This window comes from uncultured Psychrobacter sp. (assembly GCF_947495825.1).
Lineage (GTDB): Bacteria > Pseudomonadota > Gammaproteobacteria > Pseudomonadales > Moraxellaceae > Psychrobacter.
This window is the reverse complement of the sequence record NZ_CANMAH010000002.1, coordinates 113656-130195: the sequence shown is the minus strand read 5'-3', so window position 1 is coordinate 130195 and position 16540 is coordinate 113656. Positions and strand designations below refer to the sequence as shown.

14 protein-coding genes are annotated in these 16540 nt (G+C 43.1%); 4 read left to right on the top strand and 10 right to left on the bottom strand.

Annotation, left to right across the window (positions count from 1 at the left end; all coding sequences use genetic code 11):
• Positions 1 to 13 precede the first annotated feature (13 nt).
• The 8 genes from Q0895_RS03350 to dapC form a co-directional block, all read right to left on the bottom strand.
• Positions 14 to 895, bottom strand: coding sequence for a class III extradiol ring-cleavage dioxygenase (locus Q0895_RS03350; RefSeq protein ID WP_299185504.1), 882 nt, complete (start codon positions 893 to 895; stop codon positions 14 to 16).
• Between the two features lie 108 nt (positions 896 to 1003).
• Positions 1004 to 1492, bottom strand: coding sequence for a 23S rRNA (pseudouridine(1915)-N(3))-methyltransferase RlmH (rlmH, locus tag Q0895_RS03345; protein ID WP_299185503.1), 489 nt, complete (start codon positions 1490 to 1492; stop codon positions 1004 to 1006).
• Positions 1493 to 1563: 71 nt separating this feature from the next.
• Positions 1564 to 2094 (bottom strand): YetF domain-containing protein, encoded by a 531-nt coding sequence (locus Q0895_RS03340; protein WP_299185502.1) that lies wholly within the window; start codon positions 2092 to 2094, stop codon positions 1564 to 1566.
• 144 nt (positions 2095 to 2238) lie between these two features.
• A complete protein-coding gene (locus tag Q0895_RS03335; RefSeq protein ID WP_299185501.1) occupies positions 2239 to 2754 on the bottom strand; it encodes an ABZJ_00895 family protein in 516 nt (171 codons plus the stop codon).
• Positions 2755 to 2870: 116 nt separating this feature from the next.
• A complete protein-coding gene (gene dacB / locus Q0895_RS03330) occupies positions 2871 to 4886 on the bottom strand; it encodes a D-alanyl-D-alanine carboxypeptidase/D-alanyl-D-alanine-endopeptidase (RefSeq protein WP_299185500.1) in 2016 nt (671 codons plus the stop codon).
• 59 nt (positions 4887 to 4945) lie between these two features.
• Positions 4946 to 5551, bottom strand: a complete 606-nt coding sequence (locus tag Q0895_RS03325; protein ID WP_299185499.1) for a 3'-5' exonuclease — start codon at positions 5549 to 5551, stop codon at positions 4946 to 4948.
• A gap of 30 nt (positions 5552 to 5581) precedes the next feature.
• A complete protein-coding gene (locus Q0895_RS03320) occupies positions 5582 to 7594 on the bottom strand; it encodes a DUF294 nucleotidyltransferase-like domain-containing protein (protein ID WP_299185498.1) in 2013 nt (670 codons plus the stop codon).
• Positions 7595 to 7846: 252 nt separating this feature from the next.
• Entirely contained in the window at positions 7847 to 9100 is a 1254-nt protein-coding gene (gene dapC / locus Q0895_RS03315; protein ID WP_299185496.1) for a succinyldiaminopimelate transaminase, read from the bottom strand.
• 248 nt (positions 9101 to 9348) lie between these two features.
• On the opposite strand from dapC, the gene Q0895_RS03310 reads away from it, so the two are divergent.
• Complete coding sequence (locus Q0895_RS03310; RefSeq protein ID WP_299185495.1) at positions 9349 to 10050, top strand: hypothetical protein; 702 nt, start codon at positions 9349 to 9351, stop codon at positions 10048 to 10050.
• Positions 10051 to 10109: 59 nt separating this feature from the next.
• Here Q0895_RS03310 and glnD read toward each other — a convergent pair whose 3' ends face one another.
• Positions 10110 to 12839: a [protein-PII] uridylyltransferase gene (gene glnD / locus Q0895_RS03305; RefSeq protein WP_299185494.1), complete on the bottom strand. Its 2730-nt coding sequence runs from the start codon at positions 12837 to 12839 to the stop codon at positions 10110 to 10112.
• Positions 12840 to 13066: 227 nt separating this feature from the next.
• Complete coding sequence (gene map / locus Q0895_RS03300; protein ID WP_299185493.1) at positions 13067 to 13861, bottom strand: type I methionyl aminopeptidase; 795 nt, start codon at positions 13859 to 13861, stop codon at positions 13067 to 13069.
• Between the two features lie 314 nt (positions 13862 to 14175).
• Here map and Q0895_RS03295 point away from each other — a divergent pair, with 314 nt between their 5' ends.
• The 3 genes from Q0895_RS03295 (at position 14176) to Q0895_RS03285 (ending at position 16517) form a co-directional block, all read left to right on the top strand.
• The gene (locus tag Q0895_RS03295; protein ID WP_299185492.1) at positions 14176 to 14298 is read left to right on the top strand and encodes a hypothetical protein; all 123 of its coding nucleotides are present in this window, start codon (positions 14176 to 14178) and stop codon (positions 14296 to 14298) included.
• Between the two features lie 428 nt (positions 14299 to 14726).
• Positions 14727 to 15215, top strand: a complete 489-nt coding sequence (locus tag Q0895_RS03290) for an META domain-containing protein (protein ID WP_299185491.1) — start codon at positions 14727 to 14729, stop codon at positions 15213 to 15215.
• A 360-nt stretch (positions 15216 to 15575) separates the two neighbouring features.
• Positions 15576 to 16517 (top strand): Xaa-Pro aminopeptidase, encoded by a 942-nt coding sequence (locus tag Q0895_RS03285; RefSeq protein ID WP_299185489.1) that lies wholly within the window; start codon positions 15576 to 15578, stop codon positions 16515 to 16517.
• The last annotated feature ends 23 nt before the right edge of the window (positions 16518 to 16540 follow it).

The window sequence follows — 16540 nt, the reverse complement described above, 5'->3', positions numbered from 1 at the left end:
TTTTAGAATTGATCTAGTCAAAGCGATAGATATCCATCCCAAGGCTGTGATGCGCCATGCTTTCATGAACGACAGACACGCGCTGCGCTGTCCCTAGTGCAAAAAACAGAGGTAACAGATGCTCATCGCTTGGATGGATATTTTTATAATCAGGGTACTGGTGCCAATCTAGCGCGGATGGAATGTCTGTTTTGAGTTGTTTTAGCAACCATAACTTAAAGTCTTTGGCGGCAGGATCAATGCTATCGGCCTGCCAGCGTAGCGCTTGCAAATTATGAGTGATGTTACCTGAGCCGATGATAAGTATCTGCTCATCACGCAGATGGGCAAGCTGTGCGCCTAGCTGGTAAAGAGACACACTATCATAGTGCTGGGGCAGTGATATCTGTACGATAGGAACGTCCGCTTCTGGATATAGATGTTTGAGCGGCGCCCAGACACCATGGTCACAGACTCGCATCGGATTGGCGCTACAAATGATACCGCGTGCTGTCAGCTGCTGCGCTAAAGACTCAGCAAGCTCGACATGACCTTGAGCAGGATACTGCAATTCGTATAATTTAGGATCAAACCCAGAAAAATCATGCCAAGTCTTGGGTCTAGGGTTACTGCTAATCTCAAGCTTGGCTGATAACCAATGCGCAGACATAATAACGATAGCACGAGGCTTAGGTAAGTTCTGTCCTATTCGCGCAAGGGCATTCGTGGTCGCAGACTGCTCAATAGCAAGCGTCGGTGCACCGTGAGATATAAATAATGCTGGCAGTCTTGCTGCATTCTTGAGTCCTGCAGGCGCATCTGCCCAAGCGATAGCGCCACTGATTGGCTCAATCGTCTTAGCATGATCATAAAGATGGTTAAATGGCGTAGGTTTCGCAAATTTCGAATAGCTCATGTACCGTTTATTAGGGCACGTATGGGTTTTTCAATCTATTGAGCTATTCATATTTTATTACGCTTAATTTTATGACAGGTTTACTCTACAATATTTGTATCAGCGTTTTTAATTACCACGGTGATAAGGATGATTGTGGTTAATGCTCATCGCCCGATACAACTGCTCCATCAATACCACTCGTACCAAAGGGTGCGGTAACGTCAGCGCTGACAATGACCATTTTACATCTGCCTGCGCCAGCACGTCTTGCGAGACGCCATCTGCACCACCGATTACAAACGCGATATCATCGCCTTGCTGCATAGCATCTGCCAGTTTTTCTGCTAGACTCTCTGTCGATAACATTTTGCCTTTGACGTCCAGCACCCAAAGCTGTTCACGGGCAGCAGCTGCATGAGCTGCCAAAATTGTCTGGCCTTCTTGCTCGCGATACTGGGCTAGATTGGCATCAGAAGGGTTCTTGGCGCGTTTGGCTGCGGCAAGCTCAACAATCTCGGTGCTAAGCATAGGCTGGATACGTTTATAGTATTCATCGAAGCCGCTTTGCACCCACTTGGGCATTTTATTACCAACGGTTAAGAGTCTTGCTTTCATTGCCGCTTGTTCCTTAGTTTTGTTTGATTTACCTTATAACGACTAAAAATAATTTATTCAATCGATTCTTGTTAATCCGTCAAAGGCGAAAGTGTCTCGGAGATAGTATCTGAATCTTGTTTATTATTATCTTTAGTGATGACAGTCAACTTGGCATCAGACTCAAAGACAATCGCTTCAACATCATCCAAGCTCCTTACACCTTCAGAGCGCATAGCACACTCAAGCTCTTGGCGAGTCAAGCGTTCAGCTCGCATGGCATCTGGTAAATATTGCCCTTGATAAAAAACGATGCGCGGATCAGATAATATAACGCTGCTAAATTGCGGTGAAATCGCTGCATATTTGGTCACCAAAAACTGCAACAAGTAAAGTACCAAGATTGAGCTAAAGCCTTCGATAAGCGGAATCTCTTTGAGTAAAATAGTACTCGCACCCAGCGAGCCGATCATCACGGTGACGATCCAATCAAAGTTATTTAGTTGTGAGGTAGAACGTTTACCAGAGACTTTTGTGGTTATCACCACCAATACATAAACCATAACTGTGGTCAGGACAATACGTCCAAGCTTATCTATACTGTCGAAAAAGAGCATGTCCATCGTATTTACTCCTATTAATAATACAAAGTATTTCAAATTCTTAGTTTGGAAAAAGTAGTTTAATCTAACTAAAACCAGCGTAACGGAATTTACGTATTAATAGTGCAAAATTTTTGTAGTGCGTTGTAGATAGACTGTCGCTCTTTAGGATACTTTTCGTTTTGGATCAAGTAGACGGTTTATAAGTAATATACTGATTCGCGCACTGATAAAAGTGAGCACCAGTATCATGACTAACGCAGAGAGTAGAGGCAGAGGCTGCTGCATGGTCATCTCCAGTAATACCTCACGGCTTACTGCGTCAAACAATAAGAACCATATTCCCAAAAAATAAATGGCAGTAAGCAGCCAGACGCTAGTCACTCCGCCAAACATTAAGCGGTTGATCTCATCTCTATTTAGCGCACGCTTATGATGCTTGATAAATTTATTCACAGCGATATAAGCGCCGATGATGATAGAAATCACCGTCACTATTTGTGAATTTAGCGCAATTTGGGTTTGAATCATCATAAATATTGTGCTGGTAAGAATATAGCCAACCGCAAAAAAACCAATATATTGAGCCATCTTAGGTTGGTTCAACTGAGAGTTTTGCAGCTGACTATTATGGGCTGTCTTGGCAGTAGACTTGCTAAGATTGGTTGTTTTGCGTGACATAAGATGACCTTTATAAAGGTAGAAACATACAGTTAATATAAATGTAGTAAGTAGTCAATAAAAGCGGAACAAAAGCTAGAAGACTGATAGTGTAGCCCTGCTTCTTTTAATAAAAATCAGTGCTGTGCGGTCCAGTTTAGCATTGCGTCTAATACTGGTCTGGCGGTATAAGCGTTTAGCGCTTGCTCGGTATTAATAAGACCGACAACGACATAATCCTGTCCAGACTCACCTTTGACATAGCCTGCCATCGAGGTGACATTATTTAACGTACCTGTTTTTATCCATGCACGACCAATCGCTGCCGACTCAGGTAAACGCTCGCCATGAGCGGCGATGGTACCACTGACACCGGCTATGCCCAAAGAATTAACGTACGCATCAAAGCTTGGATGACTATAAGCGTATGTTAACAGCTCGCTTAAGTTGGCCGCTGTAATTGTACAGTCGCGACAGAGCCCTGAGCCGTTCGTCAAGTACGGCGGCGGTGTGCTTAGATGGGTTTGCCACCACTGGTTGATGGTCTGTAAGGCAGCAGGGTAGCTTGTAGTAGTAGGTTTACCAAATTGATATAAGCTGTTTGCTTTAGCAGTCTTTGATTCAAAGGCACTTGCTTTGTTGTAAGCCCCAATCGACAGCGCCACTTGCTCGGTCATGACATTGTTAGAGAAGTGATTGATGTCATAAATTTGCTGAGTTAGATTTAATGACGGATAGCTGACAAGAGGAAGCGGTGACATAGGAAGCGTTGCCAGACCACGTATTGGTTTTGTGTTTTTTGCCGCAGCATATGGGATCTCTTGAGTGATAACGTTTCCGCTTAACGTGTTGCCCAGCTCCTGCCATTTGGCTGCAATGACGCGTGCACCGAAATCTTTGGCATCAGGATACGCGACATAAAAAACATGTTCTTTACAGCTATCTGGTAGGTTGGTATTTAAGATTAGCTGTGTTGGTTGCCACTGAGGTGACAGGCTATAACGAGCTTGACCACAGGTAGCTGAACGCGTATTTATCGTGTTAGGCAATTGGTAATTTGCTAATTGCGGTTTATAAGTCAGCTGTGCTTGTCCGTTAGCTAAGGGATAGCTTTTGATGCCGACCGTGCTAAAGTTCACCAAAAACCCATCAGGACTGGCGTTATAAGGTCGCAGGGGTGAATTGTCGAAGGCGGCAGGATCTTTGCCAACATTTTCAAAGACGGTGCTATCGACAATAATATCACCGTTAATATGACGGATACTTGTTGTTTGCACTTTATAGAGTAGCTGCTCTAAACGCTCATGGGTCATTTTGGGATCGCCACTCCCTTGAATAATCAAGTCACCAAGGAGACGATCACCGATAACAATACCCGTATGATAGACGCGTGTCTGCCAGACAAAGTCAGCGCCTAATGTATCTAAAGCAATAAAGCTGGGCACCAGTTTCATCGTGCTAGCTGGCGTGCGCGCGATATCTGGTTGATGACTCAATAAAGGTGAGAAGGAGATTTTGATCGCGGGCGTAGCAGCGTTAGCGTTACCTACTTCGTTGGCATTGGCAACTTCATTACTTTTAGCATTATTAATAGACGTTGAGCTTACACTCTCTGAGAGTACTGTTGGAATGCTCTCTAGACTTTGATAAGTATAGGGATCATCAGTATAAGCGTGCAGTTTTTGCTCATGTTTTTTAATCGTACGTTTTTCAATAGTAGTCAAGGTAATCTGCTGGCTTGCGTCATTTTTGACATTATTGTTATTGGTTTGCGCCGTTTTTTGGCTGGTGCTATTAGTCTCAGAAGTGGTGCTTGCAAGCTTAGTCTGAGTAACAAGCTTGGGTTCACTATTGTCATCAATATTGCTGTCAATAACCTGAATCGGAGGAGGCAGACGGCTGGCGTTTTTGTCACCCACTGGAGTAATGATAATACTAATATCGGCGGCGGTTAAATCTGCTCGCGATAGTGCCGCTTGGATCGCGTCTGGTAGAGCTGCCTGCGCGTAAAGTGGCGTTACGATAGCGGTAGTTAGCAGTGCAAGCGCTGATAGGCTTTTGCTAGATTGTTTAGATGGTCGCAGATAAGGACAAAAAAGCTGCAATTTGGCAATCGTTTTAGGAGAGATATAAAGTTTGGAGGTGGGTTGCATGGGCAGTCTACCATCAGGTGGCAAAAACCGCATATATTAACATGAATCGGTGGCAAGTCTTAGCGTACATGCAAAAATGCCATCGCTGTCATGATGGCATCGTTATAAGCATCATGAGTGCCAAGCTCAGGAATATCATAATGCGCTAAGATACTGGTCAGATGCTGTGATTGACCGGAGAGGCCTTGGGTTTGACCGCTCACACGCCGGCTATATAGATGACGCACATCAATGACATCATTGGGTAAAGTAGTGCCCATATAGCGTTTTACTAGAGGGTTTAAAAAGCCTGTATCTATCTTTGGACAGAATCCCACTATCGGACGATTATCAATAAAGGGTAATAGTAACTCGAGCATCTCATCGTAGCTCATCCCGTTTTCGACATCAGCGGTACGCAGGCCATGAATCACAATGGTATCACGGTCAGGCATCACAGGCGGTTTGCAAACTAGGTGCATGCCATTACCTGTATCGATAGTATTGCCATTGATATGAATGGCTGCTACCGATAATAAGTGATGCTTTTTAGGATTAAGTCCTGTCATCTCACAGTCTATCGTGACCCATTGCTCAGCCAAAGGCTTATCAAACATCGATGCCAGCTCTGGACGCTGTAATTGCGACTTTTGCCATGTAGAAGACAACTGCTTTAACCAGCTCATATCAGTATAATATTCCTTTATAATATTCCTTTATGATACCTCTAGTTGATAGTGCTGCCGCAGCTGCGTTTTAAAGCTTTTTACCACGGCCAGACACTCTTTTAATAAGTCACGCTCCAGCGCTGATAAGGTAGTTGGGTCAACGTGCCGTGCATACTTATCATCTGTAGAGAGTGCGACCGATAAACGCTGCGCCATAAAAAACTCTAAAGCTTCTGATAAGGTGTCAGCCCGCTCTTGGTTTAAAGCGCCAGCTTGCACCAAACCTTTAAGGCGACCTTTAGTGCTGGGTACTTCTAAAATATCATTTTCTAATGCCAAGGCGCGAATACCATGCACCAGTGGAAAGATACCAGCTTTTTTAAGATCAATATCATGCGAGCTAGGTTTACCGCTTAATAACGGCACAAACTTTTGCCACCATTGATTGACGTCACCGAACTGGAGCGCTGCTCGTACAAACTGCCGTACGAACATCCGATCTGATTGCCTGTGAGCTGTTTGCAAATGTTCTCGTACATCCTTTAGCAGTGATTCATCACCGCAGACGTACTCGCCATCGAGTATGGCGGATAAGTAGATACTGTGCATCGGCTCGGTGTCTTTAAACCACAAGCTGATTTGGGCTTTAAACTGTTTTAGTGGTTGTCGCCACATTGGGTTATTCATCATAATCTTGCCATCGCATAACGGATAACCAAGATCTGCTAAGTGATTATTAAAGGTGTCTGCAAACTGCGCCAAATCAGGATGAGTAAAGCCATCACGAATGATGAGCGCGTTATCTTGGTCAGTACGCATGATTTGCTCACCGCGACCCTCTGAGCCCATCACGATAACGCAGGTATTTGCTACAACTTCATCAGGAACGATCAGTTTCCAAAGCTTAGTAAAGACTTGCGCATTTAGCGTTTGCACCATACGACTGACAATACCAATTTTGACACCGTTTTGATGCTGCGTGCGAATGTAGCGTCCGATGAGTTCGACCGCCGTATCTAGGCTGTTTAAGTCCTTTGCTTGTTCAATTTGAACACTAATGAGCTGTGAGTGGTGACCAAGATAAGCCAGTACATCGCTTTGACCCAATACACCGATGACTTGATCTTTATTATCGATGACAGGTAAGCGGTGAATACGGTAGCGGGTCATGGTCATTAGCGCATCACCAATCTCACTTTGAGCGTTGATGGTGCGTAGGTTAAAGCTGGCAAAATACTGACAGGGAGTGGTGGCAGGGTCTTTCTGTTCGCTGACAGCGCGGCAGATGTCCGTATCAGTTAAGATACCAAGCTCACGATCTGAACGGTGAGTCATGCTATGTTCAGCTTCAGGCTTAGAGGTGTTTTTGGTATTGTTAAGTGTATCTATTGGTGGCTCTAATAAATGATTGGTTGGACGTACTAGCACATGCTTTAGTCCAGCCTCGGTCATGATACGCGCAGCTTCATGTAGGCTATGGTCAGCGTCAATAATATGTACAGGCAATAGCATGACATCGGTGACTGGTTGTAGCATGATTTGCTGTACTTCTTGCTGCGCCGTATAGCTTCCGGCATTCAGACCCAGTCCTTGAGCTGGTGTACTACGCCGTTGCCGTAGTGCCTTTAGACGCTCGGGCAATTTGTCTGATAGTAGTTGGCGGACCAGATGATTTTGCGCGCTGATTTTATCGATAGCAGTGCCATTGATTTGGAGCAACAAAGTGTCTTCATGAGCAGTATACCGATAAGTATCAGGGTAAGGATCGTTGTCTAGAGTTTTTTTGATATGGTGATGCGATTCAGGTGTGCGGCGACCATCAAACCAGTCATTACTGTTGAGTAGATCGGAGTGATTACTACCAAAATAAGAAGCGACTAACTCGTCCGCCAATGTTTGGTCAATCTGCCCTTTTAATACCACAAAAAAGTTGTGTAAGTCGTCGCAAGATAAGGATTCATTGGCGCCAAGATAACGAACTTGGGTGTTTTTTTTGAGACTTTGTCGTTCAGTGAGACGCAGGACGTCAAATGGGGGCTGGGTAAAATCAAGATGGGGCATGGCATCATCCTTGATAGCGTCGTCCACACAAGCAGTTTATCATCGCAAACTCAATGACTAAGACAAAGTCATAAAAAAGCTGAGCTGCATAGGCGACTATAGTAAAACGATATTGTCTTACTATAGCACTATCTTGCCCTTTATAACATTATTGTTAATAGGGATATGAGAGCGACTAAAGATAAGAGCGACGCTATGATGATAATTGAAAACTACAAAAACTCATCCGGCAGTTGCTTAGCCATTTACTGATTATACAGATGACTTGGTATGCTCCGTTAACAATTTACGAATACGCTCAATTGCCTCACGGCTCTCTTCAACACTAGCAACTAGAGCGATACGGACATAACCTTGACCGGGATTTTTACCATTGACTTCACGTGACAAGTAACGCCCAGCAAGCGCATGGATATTGGCTTGCTCATACAGTACTTTAACAAAGACTTCGTCATCACCATCGAACTGTTCAGGGACTTTTACCCAAAAATAAAATCCAGCCTCAGGCATACGTAAATCTAGTAGCTCGCCTAATTCTGCCATCCACAACGCAAATTTTTCTTGGTATAGCGCCCGATTATGCGCCACATGTTTCTCATCTTGCCAAGCCGCGATAGAGGCAATCTGATGCGGTATAGGCATCGCACAGCCTTGATAGGTACGATATTGTAAATAAGATTTTAAAATAGTCTCGTCGCCTGCGATAAAGCCTGAGCGTAGACCGGGGAGGTTTGAGCGCTTCGATAATGAGTGAAATACGACGCAGTTTTTAAAATCATTACGACCAAGTTCGGCGCAAGCTTGTAGCAGACCAATAGGCGCTTTGTCAAAGTACAGTTCGCTATAGCACTCGTCGCTGGCGATAATAAAGCCGTATTTATCTGACAGACGAATAAGAAACTCCCAGTCATCCATGGTCATCACAGAGCCGGTCGGGTTGTTTGGACTACAGACGAATAAAAGCTGCGTTTGTTGCCAGATATCTTTCGGCACAGTGCGATAATTGCCTTTAAAGTCATTGTCCAATGTGCAAGGTACAAAGTATGGCGCCGCTTGCGCAAGTATCGCAGCTCCTTCATAAATTTGATAAAAAGGATTGGGCATGACGACTATAGGATCACATGGCCTATTATCTGTCTTGTCTTCTAGCTTAGCTGTTTTTTCGTCGTGACTTATCACCGCTTGTACAAAACTAAAAATAGCTTCGCGTGTGCCCATGACCGGCAGTACTTCGGTATTGGCATCGACGTGATGCAAAAAAAACCGCTTTTCGAGCCAATGCGCAATGGTTTGACGCAGCTCAAAAGTACCATTAGTAGTCGGATATCGACATAGTTTGTCTAAGTTTTCTTGTAACGCGTCCAGTACAAATGTTGGTGGCTTGTGTTTTGGTTCACCTATGCCAAGCTTAATCTCTGTGTAGGCAGGGGCTGGGGCGCTGTTTGCTAAAAGAGTCGCCATTTTGGCAAACGGATATGGATGTAAACGCATTAAGTTGTTATTCATAGATTAGGTAACTATAATAGGCCATTGATAATAAAATTATAAAGAAAAATTACATTTAGACAGTGTAGCACTTCTCTTATTTTTTGTCTTTTCCTTCTTATCTTACAGTCGCGGTCATTGTCTGAGCAATTATTTGTTAAGACGTTCAATAACTTAGCTGTTGGTCTTATCACTCGTAGCTTATAAATAACAACAATAAATACAATGTCTGCCGTTTGTTTTGGTAAGCCATTGTTAGGATGATTGATATGCTTAAAGCTTCTAGAACTACCCCTCTTGATATCGAGATTGTCGATAACCTTCCTACCAACAACGTTAAAACAATTGATGATATCAATTTACAAAACATCAGCTTTTGCGAACAGCTAGAACAACGTGAACAGCAATGGTGGGAAGCGCGTCAGAGCCTTATAGCCCTAGAAGAGCGTTGGATGTTTTGGTTTGGAGATAATAGTCTAATTATGTGGCTATTATGGCAATTGGTCAGCTATTTCGTTGTGGCCATCGTTCTTATGCTACTTAGCAGTCTATTAAACGTAGAGCTGTATTTTTGGATGTATATGGCTGTATTTGGTGTACAGACTGCATTGTTTGTAGTGATGTTATCGTCTAAAGGGCGTTTGGCAAATCGTTTGCAAAATCGAATTGATAGTGCAGATATGGTACGCGAACAAGCGTTGAATGAGATGTATATACTAGCATCAGATGTCATTTTACCCGCTATTCATGCCAGCGCGCCTATCTCTTTACAAACGATTTATGAGCGTTATAAATTACATTTGAAACTGGCGAGCCTGCAACGACTGCTCCAAAAAGAAGTCGAAGCGGGACGATTGATATTAGGTGAGTATCAAATAGAAGCAGAAGTACTGCCACCAGAGATTGCTGACGAAGAGCTGTCACCTTATGCTGATAAAATGATCTATAAAAGCCTGATTCATATGTCTTAGAACCATGCTACTTAATTAGAACTGTACCGTTTAAATCGATTGATAGCAGTCATGCAAAGTTAAACATGACTGCTATCTGGTAGAACACTAATACTAGCAATCAAAGCGGCTTTTAGAGTATCAAGTTTTTCGATAGATAATGGCGCATCGTTTTGATCACTAAGATAGAACATATCTTCTGCGCGCTCACCTAAGGTTGTGATACGGGCCGCATGTACTTCAATACCTTGCTGTAAAAACACCTGTCCCACTCGTGCCAAAAGTCCTGGCTGATCAAGCGTCTGTAAGCTCATAATATGCTGACCTGAAGCCTCATTAAACTCAAAGTCAATAGTGGTTGGCACATCAAAATGTCTGAGCTGGCGCGGGATACGTTTTTGCGCAAGCTTGGGGGTGGTAGGGTTTTTAAAAGCATTAACCAAACGCTGCTTTAGCTCTTGTTGACTGTCCTCATCTTTTAGTAATGTACCGCTACGATCAAGTAATACATAAGAGTCCAAAGCAAAGTTACGGGTTGCGGTAATGATGCGGGCGTCTAGTACGTCAAGATTCATCTGATCAAATACTGCCATGGTAACGGCAAATAGGTTGGCTTGATCTTGAGTATATACAAACACTTGCACAGCATCTAAAGCCAACTCTCGATGCTCACGCAATACCACTAACGGCGTGCTATCAGCATTAGAAGCATAGCCGATAGGAGGATGATTTAAGATGGCTTCGGTATGCCATAAGATATCTTCTGCAATCTCGCGCAAAAAATACTCATCCCCCAATTCATTCCATAATCTGAGCACCTCATCACGGTTCATATGCTGATTATTAACGTTATCAAGCATCGTTAGCGCTTGCTTGCGTGTCGCGCGAATCATATCTTGACGGTTGGTCGGTGCGTCAATATCAGCGCGTAAAATACGCCGCGTTTGTGAGTATAATTGTTTCATCAAAGTCGCCCGCCAGCTGTTCCAAAGCTGCGGATTGGTAGCGTTCATATCCGCCACTGTTAGTACATATAGATGATTTAGATGAGTGACATTGCCGACCAAATCAGCAAAGACAGTCACCACCTCAGGATCTGATATGTCCTTTTTTTGCGCAGTCATAGACATGAGTAAATGATAGCGCGTAAGCCAGCCTACCAGATGGGAGTCGGCTTTACTCATACCATGCGCCAAACAAAACTCAATCGACTCGGTCTCTCCAAGCTGACTGTGATTACCGCCGCGACCTTTTGCAATATCATGGAACATCGCTGCCAATACTAAAATCTCTTTACGCTCAATGCGCTGATAAATCGCACTAACCAATGGGAAATCTTCATAAAAACGCGCATCGGTAAAGCGGTGCAAGATTCGAATCAAAAATAGTGTGTGCGCATCGACTGTATAACGATGAAATAAGTCGTACTGCATAAGACCGGTCACTTGCGCAAAGGCAGGAATGTAATTACCCAGTACCCCATAGCGGTTCATCGCACGCAAACGATGAAACAGATAATTTTGCTCTTTTATATTTTCCAAAAACAACGCTTGATGCTCAGGATTGTCACGGTAAGTCTGATCGATACCACGCGCGGCAATTTTTAATGCGCGCAGAGTTCGAGTTCGAATACTTTTTATCCCATACTGTCCCATGAGTAAAAACATCTCTAAAATCGCTTCAGGATGCTGAGAGAACACGCGATGATGAGAGATGGCAATCTGCTCACCGACCTGATTGAATAGGGCGTTTAGAGGGCGCTTAGTTGGCTGCTCGTGTTCTGGTAAATGCGGTTCTATGATGGTTTCATAATAATGGTTGATGAGCATCTCAGACAGCGTTGATATTTGCATTGCACAGCGATAGTAGTCGCGCATAAAACGCTCAACGGCGGCATTGGGCTGATCATCTGGCTGCGTCTCATAACCCATCCGCTGCGCAATATCACGCTGATAATCAAACAGTAGCTTATTTTCGTTGCGACCAGTCATCTCATGCAAATAATGACGTATCTGCCATAAGAAGCTTTCAGCAAAGCTTAGCTCATCGAACTCCTTTTCGGTCACAAAGCCTTGCTGTACCAAGTCATAAAGCTTGCTGACTCGAAAGTAGCGTTTGGTTACCCAACCGACGATATGAATATCGCGTAGTCCGCCTGGCGCTGTCTTGATATTGGGCTCAAGATTGTATTCAGTAGCATTATGCCGAATATAACGCGCCTTGGCTTCATTGATTTTTACTTCATAAAAATCTTTTTGTGACCATAGCTTGTTGACGACATCTACAGGAATGTTCTTTAGCGCTTCATTGCCGATTAATAATCGTGCTTCTAGTAAGGCACTGGCAACCGTATGATCTGTTGCAGCTTCCAAGCAGTCATCGACACTACGTACCGATAGCGCAGGCTCTAGTCCAATATCCCATAGCATCGCTACCAATTTATCAATCTTACTGCTAACGCCCGGCTTTAACTCATCAGGTGCTAATAGCAAGATATCAATATCTGAGTATAATGACAGCTCATTACGCCCATAGCCGCCAGTTGCAAATAATGCCAAATCCGTCTCGTCCAACTCAAACCACGTAAACAATGCGATGAGTAAATCATCAATGGCATCGCTACGAGCGCCCACCAATTGACGAATATTCGCTCCACGCTCAAGGGCACGATTAATATCAGTATTGATTTGGGCCAACCATTTGGGTATACCAAGTAAAGACTTCTCTGTATCAGATGATGAGATTGTATCTGACGCAGGAAAAGAGGGTAGCGGAGTGAGGTTAATAGAAGCAGCATCGAATGAGAACATGAGCGTTATCCAAGCAAAAATTTCAGAGTAGAAATGACCAAAGGCAAAATGCCATCAACAATAAAGCATGATTATAAAAGACCATTAAAACAAAAGATTATTAAAAATAAAAAGCAAATAAGAGTATAAAGGTAAAAAATCAGCAAATATAATGCTCAACCTGTAACCAACAATCAATAATCATAATAATAGCCAAAAAAAAGACCGCCTAAGCGATCTTTTTTATATCATTGGGTCAAAAAGCTCAAGTCTTCTTCAGGGCGAGTGGTAAATACCTCACAGCCGTTATCAGTCACAACCATCGTGTGCTCCCACTGCGCTGACAGCTTACGATCTTTAGTAATCGCTGTCCATTCATCCGGTAGAATCTTGGTCTGCCACGTGCCTTGGTTAATCATTGGTTCAATAGTAAAGGTCATGCCAGTCTTAAGCTCGAACCCTGTGCCTTTTTTGCCGTAATGCATAACTTGCGGCTCATGGTGAAACTCATTACTAATACCGTGACCACAGAACTCACGCACGATACTAAAGCGTTCAGGCTCGACTACTTCTTGGATAGCGGCGCCGATATCACCTAAGCGTGCGCCATCTTTGACGACACTCATGCCAGCATACAGCGCGTCTTGCGCAACTTTACAGATACGCTGCGCCATGATGGAACCATTACCAACGATCCACATTTTTGAGGTATCGCCATAATAGCCATCTTTAATCACGGTCACATCGATATTGATAATATCACCGTCCTTGAGCAGTTTATTTTCGGTCGGGATACCGTGGCACACCACATGATTCACTGAGGTGCAGATTGATTTTGGAAAACCATTATAGTTAAGCGGTGCTGGAATGGCCCCTTGCTCATTAACGATATAATCGTGAGCAATCTGATTGAGCGCCTCGGTACTAACACCAACTTTAACGTACTCATCAAGCATCACAAGTACATCGCTGGCAAGCTTACCAGCAACACGCATTTTTTCTATGGCTTCAGGAGATTGGATAAGAGATTTTTTAGTCATCATTGTCGTACTTATAGTTATAGAATTAATGTAGGTACATTATAACATAAATGCACAGTTAACGGCTCTGCCATAAATGCTAGCAGTCATGGTGTTGTTTGATGAATGCTTGGCTGGCTATACTGTTATATAACAGCAAGGATAGTCATAAATATTTTTGATTAACATTAAATAACTGATAGCAAAGTAGATGAGAGTTGTTATTAAAGCTCAAACAAGCTAATGTTAATAGTGAGAATGCAAGCTGGTATCGTAAGTCTCACGTAATAAAAAACTTATCACTGATGATACTTAATCAATCTACACGAGGAGTACCAATGAAAAATATGACCAAAGCAGTAGTGACTAGCCTTGTAATGTTAAGCGTACTAGTAGGCTGTCAGTCACTAAAACCACAGCCAACCAGCCAGCCTGATATTACTGGTACAGATGTTATTTGATCAAAATTATATAACAATAATCTTTGCAAAAGACCTCGCTGATAAGTGGGGTATTTTTTATGTTGGTTTTAGATAAGCAATGAGTGATTAAAAATAGCGAGTGATTAAGAGTGTTGAGTGATTAAAGGTAGCGAGCGCTGGATAGATCAGAGCGATTGGATTTAGATTAACAGTTAGCAGGTAACCTACACTTTGACAAGAAGGATTAGCAAAACACCTATATAGTTGAACAAATCTAGCGGTAAGGGTGTACGTAAACTTTCATGACAATAATCTGCTAGTCAGGCATAATAGCACTGTTGTTTAGAATAGTTTTTCAAAAAATTAAATAAAAATAAACAATCATTATAAAAGTTATGATGCTAAATAATAAGCGAAAAACATGTCTATTATTTAAAGATTTAAATTTATCTATTATAGGAGTTTTTATGAAAAATATGACCAAAGTAATGCTGGCTGCAACCCTTACAGTAGGTACACTTGCTGCTGGTTGTCAAACCACTTCAAATGTCACCGCCCCAGTTACGCAGCCTATTACTTCAGATGCCTTACAGGCTCATGACTGGCAGCTCGTTGAGGCCAAACGTAGCAATGGTGAGCAGGTCTCTCAGCTATTTTATAACCCATCTAAACCGTTAACACTTAGCTTCTCTGAATCCAATGGTAGCGATCGCGTTACTTTTATGAATACCTGTAATAACATGGGCGCTGAATATAGTGTCGTAAATGGTAATGTGGTACTAAACAATGTCCTAGCCACTATGATGGCATGTCCTGAGCCACAAGCGAGCTTTGATACGGCAACGATGGCGACGGTACAAGGCAAATATAGCATCAATAATAACGTAAACAATGTACCTATCTTGACTATTCGCAATGCAAACCAAGTTGCTCATTTTAAAGCAATTGCCAAATAATCAAAGATTATGTAGTTAAAGTGGTTTGGAATGATTTTTATAAATTATTGTTATTACTATAAAAAAAGACAGATAGTTGCTAACTATAGAGCGCCTCACTATGTAATGTAGTGAGGCGTTTTTTTATGACTTGATTATATGTCCTAATTATTTTACCTATTGTCTTATTATCTCATCAATGGGTATTTTTAATAAAAGATAAATGACATGCTTAGCTACTCAAACGCGCTTTTCGTCTTCTAATTTATTGCTTCTAGCCAGAACCTAACTGAGTACCTCTTTATGCCTACCTCTAGTATCTCTCAACTTCTACACACAAAATACCTTTCTATAACTCAGACGAATATCATTTGCAATATTATGGCGGGTATTGCACTCAGTGTTTTTTTAACGGCTTGTAGCACGTTGCCGATAGACAAAGGCACTCACACGCCTATTAGCAGTACGATGACAAGTCCACTGACAGCTACCATGCCAGCGGTAGATCGTACGGGTCGCATTGCCTACGTGGAAGAGCAAGGCGCAGGGTCTACAAAAGTCTCTAGTTTGTATAGCATTCGTCCTGATGGTAGCGATAGACAGCTCATCGATGAGCTAAGCGGCTATATATATGCGCCAGCATGGTCAGCTGATGGGCAGCTATTGGCTTATAGTAAGCAAACTCCGCGACAAAACCCGAAAATCTATATATATGATGTGAGTCGCCAAACGCACAATCTGGTGGTGGGTACTGAGGGCAGCAACCTATCACCGTCATTCTCACCAGATGGTCAAAAGCTGCTCTATAGCTCAACCGTTGGCGGTGATGCAGATATCTATGAGATGCATCTAAATAGCGGTAAAACCAAACAGCTCACCACACTGCCTAGCACCGAGGTGCAGCCAAGCTATGCTAGTGATGGCCAAAGCTTCGTTTACACCAGTGATAAGAAAAACGCTGGACGACCGAGAATATATCGCTACGACTTTGCGACTCGTAACGCTACCCAAATAACGATGAAAGATTATGCTGCCAGTCCGCAGCTCAGCCGTGATGGCAAACACTTAGCCTACCTAAACGATCGTCAAGCAGCGATTATGTCGCTAGCAACAGGAAAGACTGTCAAACTTGCAGAGACGGGTATAGACGAGCCAGCACGTTTTTCACCCTCTGGACAATATACTGTTTATCCTACGCGGACCTCACGAGTGGGTGGACAAAGCGGCGGCAGCATAGTCATACATTCGCTAGCGGGTCGGACAAGCTACGCCATTAGCAGTAAGACAGGCGGGGTTGTACGCTCACCTATCTGGGGTCAGTAATCATCTATCGTTAACTTTAGGAA